Genomic DNA, 16,529 nt, shown 5'->3' with positions numbered 1-16,529 from the left:
CGGCATGCCGAGAGGTTAGCCGCCGGCCCCGACAGCGACGCCGCATCGGGCCCGACGGCCCACCCGGTTCTCGAACGCGGCGGGCCGTCGGTTCAGCGGACCGTCGACTCAGCGGGACAGGGCCCGCTCCAACTCCGCCTTCGACATCGACGAGCGGCCCTTGACGCCACGCTTCCTCGCCTCGTTGTACAGCTGTTCCTTGGTGCGCCCGCCGGCGCCGCGATGGGAACGCTTGCCGCCCCGATGGCCCGACGAGACATCGTCGATCGAGGATCGGCTCGCGGTCCGCGCCTCACCGGAGCGGGCCCGCTCCTTGTTGACCGTACGCGCCGCGATCTCCTCGGCCCGGTCGGTGGACACGCCGCGCTTCTTGGCGCTCGCCTTGATGTGTTCGTACTGCCGTTCTCTTTTCGGACTGGATCCCGCAGGCATGGAGTGCCTCCCTCCACCGACAGTGTTCAGTGGTCAGGTGCCCCACCGTCGGCGACCGAAACACCGGCGCGCGAACCCGCCCCGCGACCGGGCGGCGGGGCGCACACGGCCCGCCCCGCCGCCGACGACGCCGGTGACTCAGGAGGTGAACTTGTCCAGCGCCAGCTCGATGGCGCCGCTGTCCGGCTGGGCGTACGCGCGCATGGTCTCCTTGTTGTAGGAGATGAAGCTCGGGCAGCGCACCGCCGGGGCGTTGACCCGCCCGCCCTCACCGATCTTCTCGCCGGTCCTGGCGGCGTAGAAGGTGAGCGTGTAGCGCGAGGAGACGTAGTCGACGGTGACCTGCTTGTCGTCGCGGTCCTTGTACTGGCACTTGCGGGGCGTACCCTCGCTGCCCTGCTCGAAGGTGAGGCAGCCGACGACGGAGACCGACGCCCACTCGGCGGTCTTGGCGTAGTACGGCTTGTCGAAGCCCACCGACTTGCTCAGCCAGGACTCCGGCCGCTCCGGTGAGTTGGCGAACGTGTAGACCTTGGTGCCCTTCGCCCCGGTGTAGGGCGCGGCGTTGAGGATCGGGCTGCCCTCGCACACGGCGGACATGTCGCTGGAGTTGCGGGCGGTCACCGCGTTGTTGTTGTCGGGCTGCTGCTCGGCGGGCGGAGCGATCGACGGCGCCTCGGTCGGGACACCGGGCGCCTCGCTCCGCTGCCCGGCGACCGGCTCCCCCTCGTCGTCGCCGGCCAGCACGAAGAACCCGATCACCCCGCCACAGGCGACGAGCACCGCCATCACGGCGGCACCGATGCCCAGACCGAGCCAGAGGCCCTTGTTCGAGGACTTCGTCGGCTGCGGCCCGTAGGACGGGGGCGGCGGCACCGGCGCCCCGTACGGCGAGGGGTAGCCGGCCGGGGCGACCGGCGAGCCCGCCGGGCCGACCGGAGAGCCGGGTGGTGTGCCCCAGGGGGCGGCGTTCGGATCCGGCTGTTGCCCACCGTACGGAGGGTGGCTGTCACTCATCTGATGCCCTTGTCGAAGTCGAGAGGTTACCTGGCCGATGATCAGGGTCAGGGTAGTGAGCAGCGCAAGTCCGGACGCCATCGACTCCCCGGCCATCCAGCTGACGGACCTCGTGCGTGGGTTTGACCGGTGTGCCGACGTCGCGCGGCGGGTATCTGTCGGACACCGCAGAGGAGGACGAGATGACGACCGACCCGAGGTACACGCCGATCGCAATGACCGGGACCGGCAAGCTGGTCGACGACGACGGCGACACCGGCACCGAGTTGGTCGGCGCGGACGACGCGGCGGCCGACGCCGCACGAGCCGGCGCCGACATCGATCTGACCGCGGCGGACGGGGACACCGATCCGACTCCCGTCGGCGCCGCCGACGCCGAGGCGGACCGGCGACGCGCCGCCGGCGAGGACTGAGTCGGACCCCGCCCCACTGTGGCCCCGGGACGTGCCTCCGGGGCCACAGTTGATCGATCATTTCGATGTATCGAAATATTGCGTTCTGGTTTCGACCCGTCGTAGGCTGCTGTGGGAGCGCTCCCGGCCTCCTCGTCCACTGTCGCGGGAGTGCCGTACCACCACCACGACCAGAATGCGACGGTCCACCATGAAGCAACCTCCGCGCCGCCTGCGGCGCCTGCTGGTCGCGGCCGGCGCCGTCGGCGCGTTGACCCTCGGCGCGTTGACGGTCCTGCCCACCGCCAACGCGATGGCCGCGACCGGCTGCTCCGTGACCTACACGACGAACAGCTGGTCCGGCGGGTTCACCGCGAGCGTCACCGTCACCAACCTCGGCGACCCGGTCAACGGCTGGACGCTGGGCTTCAGCTTCCCCGACAGCGGCCAACGGCTCACCCAGGGCTGGTCGGCCACCTGGAGCCAGAGCGGCAGCTCCGTCACCGCACAGAGCGCGAGCTGGAACGGTTCGCTCGGCACCAGAGCCAGCACCAACATCGGCTTCAACGGCAGCTTCACCGGCGCCAACCCGGCACCGAGTTCGTTCACGCTCAACGGCACCGTGTGCACGGGCTCGACCACGCCGACCACTCCCCCGCCGCCCACGACACCGCCGCCCACCACGCCCCCACCCACCACTCCCCCGCCAGTCGGTCAGACTCCGGTGGCCATCAACGGGCAGCTGCGGGTGTGCGGTGTCAACCTCTGCAACCAGTACGGCCGGCCGATCCAACTGCGCGGCATGAGCAGCCACGGCATCCAGTGGTTCGGCAACTGTTACAACAACGCCTCCCTCGACGCCCTCGCCACCGACTGGCGCGCCGACCTGTTCCGCATCGCCATGTACGTGCAGGAGCAGGGTTACGAGACCGACCCCGCAGGCTTCACCAACCGGGTCAACAACCTGGTCGAAGAGGCCACCCGGCGCGGCATGTACGCGATGATCGACTTCCACCTGCTCACCCCGGGTGACCCGATGTTCAACCTGGAGCGGGCCAAGACCTTCTTCGCCGCCGTCTCCGCCCGGCACGCCGCGAAGAACAACGTGATCTACGAGATCGCCAACGAACCCAACGGGGTGAGCTGGTCGACCATCAAGAACTACGCCGACCAGGTGATCCCGGTGATCCGGGCCAACGACCCGGACGCGGTGGTCATCGTCGGCACCCGGGCCTGGTCCTCGCTGGGCGTCTCCGAGGGCGCCAGCCACACCGAGATCGTCAACAACCCGGTGAACGCCAGCAACGTCATGTACGCGTTCCACTTCTACGCCGCGTCGCACAAGGACAACTACCGCGCCGAGGTGGAGCGGGCCGCCGCCCGGCTGCCGCTGTTCGTCACGGAGTTCGGCACGGTCGACTACACCGGTGACGGGGGTGTCGACCTGACCAGCAGCACCCAGTGGCTCGACCTGCTCGACCGGCTGAAGATCGGCTACGCGAACTGGACCTTCTCCGACAAGGCCGAGGGCAGCGCCGCGTTGCGGCCGGGCACCTGCAACGGCAGCTCCTACACCGGCACCTCGATGCTCACCACCTCCGGGGCCTTCATGCGCGAGCGCATCCGCACCCCGGACAACTTCCCCACCAGCTGATCCGAGCGCACCACCACCACGCGGCCCCGGCGGTTGACCGCCGGGGCCGCACCAGGTGCGGGGACGGGCTCAGCTCTCGTCGGGCACCGGACCGATGAGCGAGTCGGCCGGCCCGGTGGAGCCCGCCCGGTACTCCTGCAGCGGCACCGCACCGGCCTTCCAGGCAGCCAGCACGGGCTCCACGATGCGCCAGCACTCCTCAGCGACGTCGGCGCGGACCGACAGGGTCGGATCACCTTCGAAGGCGCCGCGCAGCACCTCGCCGTACGCGGGCAGGTCGCCGGGGCCGAACGCCGCCGTCAGGTTCACCTGTTCCAGTTCGAAGGGATTCCCCGGACCGTTGATGTTGAGATCCAGGCCGAGCCGGTCCGGTCCGAAGCCGATCCGGAGCCGGTCCGGCCGGTCGTAGCCGGTCAGGCCGTCGGGTACCCGGGTCGGCTGCTTGAAGGTGATGATCGCCTCCTTGCGCACCGCGTCCATCGCCTTGCCCGAGCGCAGCCGGAACGGCACTCCCGCCCAGCGCCAGGTGTCCACCGTGACCGCCAGCTCCGCGAGCGTCTCGGTGCCCCGCGCCGGGTCGACGCCGGGCTCCTCGGCGTAGTTCGGCAGTCGCCGACCGTCGATCTCCCCAGCGGTGTACCGCCCCCGCCGGCTGGCGGCCACCGGATCGTCACGCCACAGCCGGGTGGCCCGCAGCACCTGCGCCTTGCGTCCCCGCACCTCCTCGGACCGCAGGGTCGGCGGCGGGTCCATGGCCAGCAGGGCCAGCACCTGGAGCAGGTGGGACTGCACCATGTCCACCAACGCGCCGGCGCCGTCGTAGTAGCCCGCCCGTCCTTCCAGGCCGAGGGTCTCGTCGAAGACGATGTCCACGCAGGCCACGTGTGCGGAGTTGAGCACCGGCTCGAAGATGCGGTTGGCGAAGCGCAGGCCGAGCAGGTTGAGCACCGTGGACTTGCCGAGGAAGTGGTCGATCCGGTGGACCTGGTTCTCCGGCACCAGGGTGGCCAGCAGTTCGTTGAGCGAGCGGGCCGAGATCCGATCCACGCCGAAGGGCTTCTCCAGCATCAGCCGGGTGCCGGGTGGCACCCCGATCCGGGCCAGCGCGGCGGCCGACCGGGCGGTCACCAGCGGCGGCAGCGCGAAGAAGATCACCAACGGCCCGGTGCAGCAGCTCAGCAGCGACCGCAGGTCCTCCTCGCGCGTCACGTCGGCGGGCAGGTAGCGCGACTCGCGGATCACCTCCGACTCCAGCGGCCCCACCGCGCCGACGGCGCCGAAGGAGTCGGTCACCCGGCGCCGCCAGCGCTCGTCGTCCCAGCCGTCCATGCCGCTGCCGATCAGCCGCAACCCGGGCACGGCACCGGTGGCCAGCAGCCGGCCCAGGCCGGGCAGCAGCAGGCGGCCGGTCAGGTCACCGCTGGCGCCGAGCACCAGCAGTGTCTGCCGTACGCCGGAGGCGGCGGTGGCTGCGGGGACAACAGCTGCGGGGGCGCTCGATGCCGGTGTCGTCATGCCACCACCATGCCCTGTCCCGGCGATCGGCAAGCACCGGACCCCGGGGACTCGCCGGCCGTTCGCCCACCGCACCCGGGTCCGTGCGGATCGTCACCCCCGTGGCGCCGGAGTTCCCACGGTCGTGGTGTCGGGCGGGCGAGCCGATCTTCGTGTGGCAGTCTGGTCACCGTCGGCCGGGACGAGGCCGGCGACGTGCCCGATCCTGCGAGGAGACGATCGATCCGATGGCTGCGGACGTCACCAGCACCGACGAGTGGCAGGCCCTGCGCAAGCACGCCGACGAGATCCGCGGGACCCACCTGCGGGACCTGTTCGCCACCGATCACGACCGGGGCCGACGGTTGACCGTCGAGGTGGCCGACCTCTACGTCGACTACAGCAAGAACCTGGTCACCGACGAGACGCTGCGCCTGCTGACCGCGCTGGCCGAGCGGGTCGGGCTGACCGATCGGATCGCCGAGATGTTCGCCGGGGCCCACATCAACGGCACCGAGGATCGCGCGGTGCTGCACACCGCGCTGCGCCTGCCGTCGGGCGCCGCCCTCACCGTGGACGGGCAGGACGTGGCGACGGACGTGCACGCGGTACGGCGCCGGATGGCCGAGTTCGCCGAGAAGGTGCGCTCCGGTCAGTGGCGCGGGCACACCGGCGAGCGGATCCGCACTGTGGTCAACATCGGCATCGGTGGCTCCGACCTGGGGCCGGTGATGGCGTACGAGGCGTTGAAGGCGTACCGCGACGCCGGTCTGAGTTGCCGGTTCGTGTCGAACATCGACCCCACCGACATCCACGACACGGTCGCCGACCTGGACCCGGCGAGCACGTTGTTCGTGGTGGTGTCGAAGACCTTCTCCACCCAGGAGACCCTGGCCAACGCCGAGCAGGCCCGGCACTGGCTGCTGACCGGCCTCGACGCCGACGCCGACGCGGTCGCCCGGCACTTCGTCGCGGTCAGCACCAACGCCCAGCGGGTGTCGGACTTCGGCATCGACCCGGCCAACATGTTCGGCTTCTGGGACTGGGTGGGTGGTCGGTACTCGCTGCCCTCGGCGGTGGGTCTGTCGGTGATGCTGTCGATCGGGCCGGCCGGCTTCGACGAGATGCTGGCCGGCTACCACGCCGTGGACGAGCACTTCCGCACCGCACCGCCGAGCGCCAACGCGCCGGTGCTGCTCGGCCTGCTGAACGTCTGGTACACCAACTTCCTGGGCGCGCAGACCCACGCGGTGCTGCCGTACTCGCAGTACCTGCACCGGTTCCCCGCCTACCTGCAACAGCTCACCATGGAGAGCAACGGCAAGTCGGTACGCACCGACGGTCGCCAGGTGTCGTACGACACCGGGGAGATCTTCTGGGGCGAGCCCGGCACCAACGGTCAGCACGCCTTCTACCAGCTGCTGCACCAGGGCACCCGGCTGGTGCCGGCGGACTTCATCGGGTTCAGCGAGCCCAACCACGACATCGGTGACATGCACGACCTGTTCATGTCGAACTTCTTCGCCCAGACCGCGGCGCTGGCCTTCGGCCGGACCGCCGAGCAGGTGGCGGCCGAGGGTACCGCCGCCGACCTCGTGCCCCACAAGGTGATGGCCGGCAACCACCCGACCACGTCGATCGTGGCCGACCGGCTCACTCCGGCCACGCTCGGCCAACTGGTCGCCCTCTACGAGCACATCGTGTTCACCGAGGGTGCGATCTGGGACATCAACCCGTTCGACCAGTGGGGGGTCGAGCTGGGCAAGGTGATGGCCAACCAGCTCGCCCCGCTGCTCACCGGCGAGGCACCTGACCTGACCGAACTGGATTCGTCCACCGCCGCCCTGATCTCCCGCTACCGCGCCCAGCGCAACCGCCCCTGACCGGGCGGCATACGTGCGCCCGCGGCGGCCACTGCCACGGGCGCACGGGGGGCGTGGTCCGGCGAGGGGACGTTCCTCTTCCGATCTCGCGCTTCGAAACAGCTTGGACTCCGCTGGCGCGCGTCGGGCACAGTCAGAGCGTGACGAACTCCATCACCGTACGCCACCGCTCCATGGAAGAGATCGTGGCAGGGCTGCCCGTCGTGCGGCGCTCCCCGCGGATCATCGGCACCCTGGCACTGGCCGTGCGCCGGCCGGCCGTCGACGTCCGGGAGGTGCTGTCCCAGGCCGAACTGGACACCACCGTCGGGCTGGTCGGCGACAGCTGGAGTCAACGGCCCAGCTCACGAACGACCGACCGGTCACCGCACCCCGACATGCAGCTGAACGTCATCAACTCCCGTTTCGTCGAGCTGATCGCCGGCCCCGATCGGGACGCCTGGGCGCTTGCCGGGGACCAGCTCTACGTCGACCTGGACCTGAGCGTCGACGCCCTGCCAGCCGGTACCCGCCTGGCGATCGGCGACCGGGCCGTCATCGAGGTGACCGACCAGCCGCACAACGGCTGTGCCAAGTTCGCTGCCCGGTTCGGGCGGGATGCCCACAAGATCGTCTGGAGCGAGGAGGGCCAGCAACTGCGCCTTCGCGGCCTCAACGCCCGGGTGGTCGTCGGTGCGACGATCAAGGAAGGCGACACCGTACGCCAGCTGCCCGCCGACCCCGCTCCGCCGGCCACCCGGCTGCCGTGACCGGTCCCCGCGGGGTGGTGTCGAACGGCGTAGCCGTTCGTGGGGTTGCGCCAGCGCGCCGCGTGAGCCGTGCCAGCTCCGACCGTTGAGCAGGCAGTCACCCGTGCCCACCGGGAGGAGTGGGCGCGGGTGGTCGCCAGCCTCGCCCGCCGCTTCGGTGACCTCGATGTCGCCGAGGAGGCGACGGCCGAGGCGTTCGCAGCGGCCGTGGAGCGGTGGCCGCGCGACGGCGTACCACCCAGTCCCGGCGGTTGGCTCGCCACCACCGCGACCCGCAAGGCGATCGATCGACTCCGGCGGGACTCGCAGCGCGACGCCAAGCACCGGGCGGCCCGGATCGCGTACGACGACACCCCGGCCGAGCCGACCGGCCCGATCGGGGACGACCGGCTCAGGCTGGTCTTCACCTGCTGCCACCCGGCGCTGGCGATGCAGGCCCGGGTGGCGCTCACCCTGCGCCTGCTCGGCGGCCTCACCGTCGGCGAGATCGCCCGCGCCTTCCTGGTGCAGGAGACCGCGATGGCCCGACGGATCACCCGCGCCAAGGCGAAGATCAAGGCGGCGGGCATTCCGTACCGGGTGCCCTCGGCCGACGACATCCACGAGCGGCTCGCCGGTGTGCTCGCCGTCGTCTACCTCGTCTTCAACGAGGGCTATCTGGCCAGCGAGGGAGACGAGGCGGTGCGCGTCGACCTCAGCGACGAGGCGATCCGCCTGGGCCGTCTGCTGCGGACCCTTCTCCCGGACGACGGCGAGGTGACCGGCCTGCTCGCGCTGATGCTGCTCGTCGACGCCCGGCGGCCGGCGCGCGTGTCCGCCACCGGGGAACTGGTGACCCTCGACGAGCAGGACCGCAGCGCTTGGGACCGCGCCCGGATCGCCGAGGGCAACGCGCTGCTCGGCGAACGGATCAAGGTGTTGACGGCCGGCGGTGACGCACCCGGGCGCTACCAGCTGCAGGCGGCGATCAACGCGGTCCACGCGAACGCGCCCGCCAGCCGCGACACCGACTGGTCCACCCTCGTGGCGCTCTACGACAGCCTGGTGCAGCTCGATCCCTCGCCGGTCGTGTGGCTCAACCGGGCCGTCGCGGTCGCCGAGGTCGACGGCCCCGAGGTCGGGCTCGCCGAGACCGACCCGCTCGGCGAGGCCCTCGATGGCTACCATGCCTTCCACGCCGCCCGCGCCGACCTGCTGCGACGGCTCGGACGCCACGCCGACTCACGGGCGGCGTACGACCGGGCCATCGGTCTCGCCGGCAACCCCGCCGAACAGGCCTACCTGACCCGCCGCCGCGACCAGCTCGCCGGCTGACCCGTGAAAAAATCGTCCGGCACCTTGTCGGATGGGCGGCGGGTCGCTCGTAGATCAGGTGAGAGCGGCCCGAAGGGCCGCCGGGACAAGGGAGCTATGCGATGGCGCGGTACCTGATCTCGTTCAACGACGGCGCGATGGACCACATCCCCGACGAGGACTGGCCCGACGTGGGCAGGGCGGCGCACGCGGTGACCCAGGAGGCCGTGGACGCCGGGGTGTTCGTGTTCGGCGCCGGACTACAGCGGCAGCGGGCCAGCGTCGTCGCCACGGACGGGCTGGTCACCGACGGACCGTACCCGGAGACCAAGGAGGTCATCGGCGGTTTCGTGGTCGTCGACGTGGCCGAGCGCGAGGAGGCGCTGGCATGGGCCGCCAAGATCGCCGTCGCCTGCCGCTGCCCACAGGAGGTCCGGGAGCTGATGGCGGACCCCGAGACGGACGAGATGCTCCGCCAGGCCGGCCGAGCAGGCTGACCTTCGCCGTTCGGTTGGCTTTCGGTCCGTTCTGGCCCAATGGGTCACTGCGGGTGCCCGGGCTCCCCCGTTGTCCGGGCACCCGCGTCGAGACGACGCGACCGAGGAGCACAGCGCATGCGGAGCACCATCAACAGCGCCGCCGTGAGCGAGTTGGACACCGCAGGCGGGCAGACCGACCACACTCGACTGCTGGAACGGACCCTGTTCGAGGTCAAGCGGGTGATCGTCGGCCAGGACCGGCTGGTGGAGCGGTTGCTGACCGCGCTGCTCGCCCGGGGTCACTGCCTGCTGGAAGGGGTGCCCGGGGTGGCCAAGACCCTTGCGGCGGAGACCCTGGCCACGGCGGTGGGCGGCAGCTTCGCCCGAATCCAGTTCACCCCGGACCTGGTGCCGTCGGACATTCTCGGTACCCGGATCTACCGCGCCTCGACCGAGACGTTCGACGTCGAGCTGGGGCCGGTCATGGCGAACCTGGTCCTCGCCGACGAGATCAACCGGGCGCCGGCCAAGGTGCAGTCCGCGCTGCTGGAGGTGATGGCCGAGGGACACGTCTCGATCGGCGGGCGGACCTACCCGGTTCCCACCCCGTTTCTGGTGCTGGCCACCCAGAACCCGATCGAGTCCGAGGGCGTCTACCAGCTGCCCGAGGCACAACGGGACCGGTTCCTGATGAAGATCGTCGTCGACTATCCGACCGACGACGAGGAGCTCGGCATCCTGTACCGGATGGGCACCGACGTCCCGGCCGCCCGACCGGTGCTGGACCCGACCCGGCTGGCGACGTTGCAGGCCAGGGCCCGGGAGGTCTTCGTCCACCACGCCCTGGCCGAGTACGTCGTACGGCTGGTGCTGGCCACCCGTGACCCGCGGCGGTTCGGCCTGCCGGACGTGGCCGCGCAGCTGGCGTACGGTGCCAGCCCTCGGGCCACCCTCGGCCTGGTCGCCGCGGCCCGGGCGCTGGCCCTGCTGCGTGGCCGGGACTACGTGCTGCCGGCCGACGTGCGGGAGATCGCCGTCGACGTGCTCGCCCACCGGCTGGTCCTCTCCTTCGACGCGGTCGCCGACGATGTCGACCCCGGCGAACTGGTGCGGCGGGTCGTCGCGACGGTGCCACCTCCACAGATCGCTCCCGCCCAGGAAACCCAGGGGCCGGGCCTGGGAGCGGCGGCGTGAACGAGAACGCGACGAGCCTCGGGCACCTGGCGCCGCAGCGTCGGTTGCGCCGGCTGGAACTGACCATCACCCGCCGTCTCGACGGGCTGCTGCACGGGCAGCACCTGGGCCTGTTGCCGGGGCCGGGCAGCGAACCGGCCGGCAGCCGGGAGTACCGCCCGGGCGAGGACGAGGTCCGGCGGATGGACTGGTCGGTGACCGCTCGCACGGCCGTTCCCCACGTGCGTACCGTCGACGCCGACCGGGAGCTGACCACCTGGATGCTCGTCGACGCGACACCCAGCATGGACTTCGGCACCGCCGAGTTGGAGAAGCGGGAGCTGGCGGTGGCGGCCGTCGCCGCCGTCGGCTTCCTGACCGCCGGCTCCGGCAACCGGCTCGGCGCGCACGTGCTCGGCGACGCCGGGATACGCCGCTTCCCCGCCCGCTCCGGCCGGTACCACCTGATCAGCCTGCTGCGCGCCCTGCTGGAGGTGCCGCGGGGCCGACCGGCGAGCGACCCGGTGCCACTGGCCGAAGCCATCGACGGGCTGCGCCGGTCGGCCGGCCGTCGCGGACTGGCGGTGGTCGTCTCCGACTTCCTGGACGGCCTGCCCGACGAGGGGGTGGCCGGCGCCGGAAGCGGGCCCCCGGACTGGGAACTGCCGCTGCGCCGGCTGGCCGCGCGGCACCAGGTGCTCGCCGTCGAGGTCCGTGATCCGCGCGAGCTGGAGCTGCCCGACGTCGGCCTGATCACGCTTGTCGACCCGGAGAGCGGGCGGCGGCGCGAGGTCGCCACCGGCAGCCGGCGGCTGCGCGACCGCTACGCGGCGGCGGCCGCCGCCCAACGGCTGGCCGTGGCGCGGGCGTTGCGCCGGGCCGGCGCGGCGCACCTGCCCCTGAGCACCGACCGGGACTGGATCGCCGACATCGTCCGGCACGTCCACGGCCAGCGTCGGCTGGCCCGGGCGGCCCGACCCACCTCGGGAGGAGCGGCGTGAGCTGGGAGTCTCCGGAACGGCTGTGGCTGTTGGCGGGGGTGGCCGCCCTGGTGGTCGGGTACCTGCTGCGGCAACGCCGACACAGCCGGTACGCGGTGCGGTTCACCAATCTGCGCCTGTTGGACAAGGTGGCGCCGGCTCGTCCGGCGTGGCGACGGCACGTGCCGGCCGGGCTGTTCGTCGCGATGCTGGCGTTGCTGGTGGTGGGCTTCGCCCGCCCGACGGACGAGGTACGGGTGCCCCGGGAGCGGGCCACCGTCATCGTGGCCGTCGACGTGTCCCGTTCCATGCTCGCCGACGACGTGCCGCCGGACCGGCTGCTCGCGGCCCGGGAGGCGGCCCGTGATTTCGTGGCCGACCTGCCGGCGGAGTTCAACGTCGGACTGGTGGCCTTCGCCGGCAGCGCGTCGGTGGTGGTCGCACCGGGCGGCGACCGGGAGTCGGTGACCGCCGGCATCGACCAGCTCGACGAGGGCGTCACCGGTCTTCAGGGGACGGCGATCGGCGAGGCCATCCAAACCTCCCTGGAGTCGATCCGCACCCTGGACGCGCAGGCGGCCGAGGATCCGCCGCCGGCGCGGGTGGTGCTGCTCTCCGACGGGGCGAACACCTCGGGTCGGGATCCGGCGCTCGCCGCCGCCGCCGCGGTGCAGGCGGGCGTACCGGTCGACACCATCTCCTTCGGCACCCCCGAGGGGCGGATCGGTGGTGGCCAGGCGGTCCCGGTCGACGGGGCGACCCTGCGCGCCGTGGCCGAGCAGGCCGGCGGCGGTTACTACGAGGCGGGCAGCGGCGACGAGTTGCGCGCGGCCTACTCCGACATCGGTTCGTCGGTCGGTCACCGGCTGGAACGCCAGGACGTTTCGGCGCGGTTCATCGGCGCCGGCCTGGTGCTCGCCCTGCTGGCCGCCGCCGGTTCGCTGTTCTGGTTCTCCCGACTGCCCTGACGGCCGTCCGACGGCCGTCCCCGAGGAGGGGACATCGCATGCACAGCACGATCGCGGGACTGGGTGAGCCGCGCGGCCCACGGTTCGTCTCGCCGGACCTGTCGACGGACGAGCAGCCGCCCGGGTCCACTTCGGTCGCGGCACTTCTGGTCACGCCGGCGGGGCCCGACGACCCGGCGGACCGGAGCGGCGCACCGGCCGCCGCAGCGGCCCGCTGGCCCCGGCTGTTGCTGGCCGGGCTCACCGTGGTGGCGGTGTCCGCGGGTGCCGGCGGCGTCGCCGGGCACCTCACCGCCGGCGGCGCGCCGACCGCCGCCCCGCCGGCCGGCCCGGCCGGTGATCCGGCGGTCGACCTGGTCACCGCCGCCGACCAGGTGCTGGCCGGGGTGGTGTCGGTGCGGGTGGCCGGCGGTGGTCGGGGTGCCTCCGGATCGGGGTTCCTGATCGACGATCGGGGCCACGTGGTCACCAACAACCACGTGGTCGCCGGCGGCGGCAGCATCCAGGTGATCGGCCGGGACGGCCGGCGGCTCTCCGCGCGGTTGGTCGGCCGGGACCCGGGTACCGACATCGCCGTGCTACGCGTCGATCCGGGTAACGGTCTGCGCCCGCTGCCGCTGGCTTCGGCCGGGCAGACCCGGGTCGGTGAGCCGGTGCTCGCCGTCGGTTCGCCGCTCGGGCTCTCCGGCACGGTGACGGCCGGGATCGTCAGCGCGCTGGACCGGCCGGTCCGTCTCGGCGGTGGGGCGCGGCAGCCGGCGGTGCAGACGGACGCGTCCATCAACCCGGGCAACTCGGGTGGCCCCCTCGTCAACGGCCGGGGCGAGGTGGTGGGCGTGAACACCGCCATCGCCACGCTTGAGGGCAGCGGCAACATCGGGATCGGCTTCGCCATCCCGGTCGAACGGGCGGCCCAGGTGGCGCGGGGGCTGATCGCGAGGGGATAACTGACAGATGCGGCTGCTCGTGGTGGAGGACGAAGAGGATCTGGCCGGCGCGTTGCGGGTCGGGCTGGCTCGCGCCGGCTACGCCGTCGATCTCGCCGCCGACGCGGCGCAGGCGTACGACCTGCTGCTGGTCAACGCGTACGACCTGATGCTGCTCGACGTCAACCTGCCCGACGGCGACGGGTTCGCGGTGTGCCGGGCGATCCGGTCCGGAGCGGTCGAGGTGGCCGGTGGGCGGGACCTCCGGGTGCTCATGCTCACCGCCCGGGGTGGTCTGGGTGACCGCGTCCGCGGCCTGGACGAGGGCGCCGACGACTATCTGGTGAAGCCGTTCGCGCTGGCCGAGTTGCTGGCCCGGGTACGGGCGCTGCTGCGTCGGGACACCGGCGGCACCGGGGTGGTGCTGACCGTGGGCGCGTTGACCCTGGACGTGGCCCGGCAGGAGGCCCGGCGGGGGGCCCGGCAGCTGCACCTGACCCGCAAGGAGTTCGGTGTCCTGGAGTACCTGATGACCCGCCCGGGGCGGGTGGTGCCGGCCGAGGAGCTGCTGGAGCACGTCTGGGACGCCAACGCCGATCCGTTCACCGAGACCGTCCGGGTCACCGTGGGTACGTTGCGGCGCAAACTCACCGGCGGCGGCGACGAACCGGCGATCGAGACGGTCGTCGGGCGCGGCTACCGGCTGCGGGAGGTGCTGGCATGACTGTCTTCCGGTCGATCCGGTTCCGGCTGACGGTGCTCTACTCGACGCTGCTGTTCGCGCTCGCCGGCGCCGGTCTGGCGGTGGCGTACGTGGCGGTGGACCGGGCGGTCGACCCGAAGCCGATCACCAAGCGGTACGAGGCGCAGTTGGTCAAGCGCAAGAGCGACGGGCGTACGGTGCCCACCGGCACCACGCTGGAGGTGGCCGAGGTCCAGCAGATCGAGGACGAAGTGAACCTGCGGCTGCTGCAGACGGTCCGGGACTACTCGTTGATCGCCCTCGGCGGGCTCTTCGTGGCCAGCCTCGGCATCGGGTGGGTGCTCTCCGGCCGGGCGTTGCGTCCGGTCGGCGCGATCGCCCGCACCGCCCGGGAGATCCAGGCCACCGACCTGTCCCGCCGGATCCGCCTGACCGGCCCCCGCGACGAACTGCGCGACCTCGGTGACACCATCGACTCGATGCTCGACCGGCTGGAACACGCCTTCCAGGCCCAGCGCCAGCTCATCGACGACGCATCGCACGAGTTGCGCAGCCCGTTGGCGATCATCCGGGCCAGTCTCGACGCGTCGCTGACCGCTGCCGAGGCCGGCGAGCAGGAGCGGGCCGGTGCGGTGGCGACGATCGACCGGGCGACCACCCGGATGTCCCGGCTGGTCGAGGATCTGCTGGCCACGGCCCGTCGGGACGCCGACTCGATGTCCGACACGGACGTGGATCTCAGCGCGGTGGCCCGCGAGGCGGGCGAGGACTTCGCCGCCCTGGCCACCGGCCGTGGCCTGCGCCTGCGGTACGCGCTCGAGGCGGGGCTCACCCTCATCGGCGACCCCGACACGCTGCGTCGGGCCGCCGGCAACCTGCTGTCCAACGCGGTGCGCCTGTCCCCGCTCGGCGGGGCGGTCACGGTGGCCACCGGCCGGGTGGGCGACTGGTTGTGGTTGGCCGTCGCCGACGAGGGACCGGGCATCGCCGAGGCCGATCAGGCGCGGGTCTTCGACCGGTTCTGGCGGGGCGAGGCTGGCCGAGGCGGCTCAGGTGACCGGCGGACCGGGTTGGGGTTGGCCATCGTCCGGCAGATCGTCGAGTCGCACGGCGGCCAGGTCGCGGTCTTCTCCCGGACGGGTACGGGCAGCACCTTCGTGTTGTGGCTGCCGGCCGCCGATCGGACCGGAGACACCCGGCCGCCGGCCAGCACGCCACTGTGACTGTCATCCAACTGTCATCCAACCGTGCGGTCGACTCCAAGGTCGTTGCGCAAGGTGGTGGTCGATCGGGACGGCGCGTCGGGTCGCCGGCATCAACGACGAAGGAGACCGCTGTGGTGATGCCGTGGCCCTGGCCGATGCCCGACGATCACTCCTTCCGCGCGCTGTGGGACGAGCCGCAGCACCACGACGAGGATGTCCGCCTCGCCGCCCTGGTCGCCCAGCGGCTCAGCGCCGACTGGTCGACCCGGCGGCAGCAGATCACGGTGATGGTGCAGAACCGGGTCGTGATCCTCACCGGCCTGGTCGCCAGCGCCGAGACCCGACGGGCGGCCGGCGAGTTGGCGTGGGACGTCGAGGGCGTGACGGACGTCTGCAACGCGTTACGGCTGGCCGGTCACCGGCGCGGACGCCGCTGAGCTTCGGCTCGTCCACGGCGCCCGGCACCGGCGCCGTGGACGAGCCGAACCCGACGAACGTCGCCTACTCCGAGGCGTCGACGGCCGCCGCGCGGCTCTGGAGCCGGGCGAGCGCGTCGGCGCGGGTGTCCGCGACCGGGAACACCTCGTCCAGCCGGGTGACCCGGAGTACCTGACGGATCAGCGGTGACCTCGACGCCACGCAGAGCAGTGCGCCGCGCTCGGCGGCGTGCCGGTGTGCGCGGACGAGCAGCCCGAGGGCGGTGGAGTCGAGCAGGTCGGTCCCGCCGAGGTCCACCAGGACATGTCCGCCCATGTCGGCGGCGTGCCGCAACGCGATGCCCAGGGTGTCACCGGTGTCGACGTCGACGTCGCCGGCGACGGTCACCACGGTGACGGCTCCGAGGTGCTCGATGCCGAGGATGCCGCCGGGCACACCGGCGGCGGCGGGACCGAGCTGGGTGCAGTGTGCGCAGCGGTGCGGTCCGTGGGCCAACGGGGAACCGCTCCAGCCGTGCTCGGACACCAACGGCCAGACCACCTCCGCGTCGGAGGCCATCCGCGGCCCGGCGACCGTGTCACCGCAGTTGTCACAGGTCAGGGTGACCAGATGGTCATCCAGTACGACGGCCATGGCTTGCTCCTTCCCAGCTCGGAGGGGTCGGGGTCCCACCCTGCCGGGGTCAGGTGGCGGGGACCGCGCGGACACGTGACGGTTGGGTGACGAATGGCCTTCCCGCTGCT

General features: G+C 72.1%; 16 protein-coding genes and 1 pseudogene. 13 read left to right on the top strand and 4 right to left on the bottom strand.

The genetic code is table 11. The features are described from left to right. Positions 1-108 precede the first annotated feature (108 nt). A complete protein-coding gene (locus tag O7597_RS26555) occupies positions 109-432 on the bottom strand; it encodes a plasmid stabilization protein (RefSeq protein ID WP_269741416.1) in 324 nt (107 codons plus the stop codon). A 138-nt stretch (positions 433-570) separates the two neighbouring features. Next, the gene (locus O7597_RS26550; protein ID WP_281581073.1) at positions 571-1,449 is read right to left on the bottom strand and encodes a hypothetical protein; all 879 of its coding nucleotides are present in this window, start codon (positions 1,447-1,449) and stop codon (positions 571-573) included. Positions 1,450-1,631: 182 nt separating this feature from the next. Between O7597_RS26550 and O7597_RS26545 the strand changes: the two genes are divergently transcribed. Further along, positions 1,632-1,862: a hypothetical protein gene (locus O7597_RS26545; protein ID WP_281581072.1), complete on the top strand. Its 231-nt coding sequence runs from the start codon at positions 1,632-1,634 to the stop codon at positions 1,860-1,862. A 190-nt stretch (positions 1,863-2,052) separates the two neighbouring features. Next, positions 2,053-3,495 (top strand): cellulase family glycosylhydrolase, encoded by a 1,443-nt coding sequence (locus O7597_RS26540; protein WP_281581071.1) that lies wholly within the window; start codon positions 2,053-2,055, stop codon positions 3,493-3,495. Positions 3,496-3,564: 69 nt separating this feature from the next. Here O7597_RS26540 and O7597_RS26535 read toward each other — a convergent pair whose 3' ends face one another. Then, positions 3,565-5,010, bottom strand: coding sequence for a glucose-6-phosphate dehydrogenase (locus O7597_RS26535; protein WP_281581070.1), 1,446 nt, complete (start codon positions 5,008-5,010; stop codon positions 3,565-3,567). Positions 5,011-5,237: 227 nt separating this feature from the next. On the opposite strand from O7597_RS26535, the gene pgi reads away from it, so the two are divergent. The 11 genes and pseudogenes from pgi to O7597_RS26480 all read left to right on the top strand — a co-directional run bounded on the left by pgi (position 5,238) and on the right by O7597_RS26480 (position 15,785). Then, entirely contained in the window at positions 5,238-6,872 is a 1,635-nt protein-coding gene (gene pgi, locus O7597_RS26530) for a glucose-6-phosphate isomerase (protein ID WP_281581069.1), read from the top strand. Positions 6,873-7,012: 140 nt separating this feature from the next. Beyond that, entirely contained in the window at positions 7,013-7,621 is a 609-nt protein-coding gene (locus O7597_RS26525; RefSeq protein WP_281581068.1) for an MOSC domain-containing protein, read from the top strand. Positions 7,622-7,750: 129 nt separating this feature from the next. Then, a complete protein-coding gene (locus tag O7597_RS26520) occupies positions 7,751-8,935 on the top strand; it encodes a DUF6596 domain-containing protein (protein ID WP_281581067.1) in 1,185 nt (394 codons plus the stop codon). Positions 8,936-9,036: 101 nt separating this feature from the next. Next, complete coding sequence (locus O7597_RS26515; protein ID WP_281581066.1) at positions 9,037-9,411, top strand: YciI family protein; 375 nt, start codon at positions 9,037-9,039, stop codon at positions 9,409-9,411. A 198-nt stretch (positions 9,412-9,609) separates the two neighbouring features. Then, positions 9,610-10,587: pseudogene (locus tag O7597_RS26510) on the top strand (AAA family ATPase); the annotation flags it as partial. Next, a complete protein-coding gene (locus O7597_RS26505; protein WP_281581065.1) occupies positions 10,584-11,567 on the top strand; it encodes a DUF58 domain-containing protein in 984 nt (327 codons plus the stop codon). The pseudogene O7597_RS26510 and the gene O7597_RS26505, both read left to right, overlap by 4 nt. Further along, the gene (locus O7597_RS26500; RefSeq protein ID WP_281581064.1) at positions 11,564-12,514 is read left to right on the top strand and encodes a VWA domain-containing protein; all 951 of its coding nucleotides are present in this window, start codon (positions 11,564-11,566) and stop codon (positions 12,512-12,514) included. The genes O7597_RS26505 and O7597_RS26500 overlap by 4 nt, the downstream gene beginning before the upstream one ends. 38 nt (positions 12,515-12,552) lie before the next feature. Beyond that, positions 12,553-13,461, top strand: a complete 909-nt coding sequence (locus O7597_RS26495; protein WP_281581063.1) for a trypsin-like peptidase domain-containing protein — start codon at positions 12,553-12,555, stop codon at positions 13,459-13,461. A 7-nt stretch (positions 13,462-13,468) separates the two neighbouring features. Continuing rightward, positions 13,469-14,164, top strand: a complete 696-nt coding sequence (locus O7597_RS26490) for a response regulator transcription factor (RefSeq protein WP_269741404.1) — start codon at positions 13,469-13,471, stop codon at positions 14,162-14,164. Then, positions 14,161-15,366: a HAMP domain-containing sensor histidine kinase gene (locus tag O7597_RS26485; RefSeq protein WP_281581062.1), complete on the top strand. Its 1,206-nt coding sequence runs from the start codon at positions 14,161-14,163 to the stop codon at positions 15,364-15,366. The genes O7597_RS26490 and O7597_RS26485 overlap by 4 nt, the downstream gene beginning before the upstream one ends. Before the next feature lie 119 nt (positions 15,367-15,485). Beyond that, complete coding sequence (locus O7597_RS26480) at positions 15,486-15,785, top strand: BON domain-containing protein (RefSeq protein WP_099851331.1); 300 nt, start codon at positions 15,486-15,488, stop codon at positions 15,783-15,785. Between the two features lie 64 nt (positions 15,786-15,849). On the opposite strand, the gene O7597_RS26475 is transcribed toward O7597_RS26480, so the two are convergent. Beyond that, a complete protein-coding gene (locus O7597_RS26475) occupies positions 15,850-16,419 on the bottom strand; it encodes an STAS domain-containing protein (protein ID WP_269741402.1) in 570 nt (189 codons plus the stop codon). Positions 16,420-16,529 lie beyond the last annotated feature (110 nt).

The organism is Verrucosispora sp. WMMC514, from assembly GCF_027497295.1.
Taxonomy (GTDB): Bacteria; Actinomycetota; Actinomycetes; order Mycobacteriales; family Micromonosporaceae; genus Micromonospora; species Micromonospora palythoicola.
The sequence above is the reverse complement of the archived record's forward strand: the minus strand, read 5'-3'. Positions and strand labels throughout refer to the sequence as shown.

Coding starts and splice junctions, on each gene's coding strand:
- O7597_RS26555 (WP_269741416.1), bottom strand. CDS start 432: ATGCCTGCGGGATCCAGTCCGAAAAGAGAACGGCAGTACGAACACATC.
- O7597_RS26550 (WP_281581073.1), bottom strand. CDS start 1,449: ATGAGTGACAGCCACCCTCCGTACGGTGGGCAACAGCCGGATCCGAAC.
- O7597_RS26545 (WP_281581072.1), top strand. CDS start 1,632: ATGACGACCGACCCGAGGTACACGCCGATCGCAATGACCGGGACCGGC.
- O7597_RS26540 (WP_281581071.1), top strand. CDS start 2,053: ATGAAGCAACCTCCGCGCCGCCTGCGGCGCCTGCTGGTCGCGGCCGGC.
- O7597_RS26535 (WP_281581070.1), bottom strand. CDS start 5,010: ATGACGACACCGGCATCGAGCGCCCCCGCAGCTGTTGTCCCCGCAGCC.
- pgi (WP_281581069.1), top strand. CDS start 5,238: ATGGCTGCGGACGTCACCAGCACCGACGAGTGGCAGGCCCTGCGCAAG.
- O7597_RS26515 (WP_281581066.1), top strand. CDS start 9,037: ATGGCGCGGTACCTGATCTCGTTCAACGACGGCGCGATGGACCACATC.
- O7597_RS26495 (WP_281581063.1), top strand. CDS start 12,553: ATGCACAGCACGATCGCGGGACTGGGTGAGCCGCGCGGCCCACGGTTC.
- O7597_RS26490 (WP_269741404.1), top strand. CDS start 13,469: ATGCGGCTGCTCGTGGTGGAGGACGAAGAGGATCTGGCCGGCGCGTTG.
- O7597_RS26485 (WP_281581062.1), top strand. CDS start 14,161: ATGACTGTCTTCCGGTCGATCCGGTTCCGGCTGACGGTGCTCTACTCG.
- O7597_RS26480 (WP_099851331.1), top strand. CDS start 15,486: ATGCCGTGGCCCTGGCCGATGCCCGACGATCACTCCTTCCGCGCGCTG.
- O7597_RS26475 (WP_269741402.1), bottom strand. CDS start 16,419: ATGGCCGTCGTACTGGATGACCATCTGGTCACCCTGACCTGTGACAAC.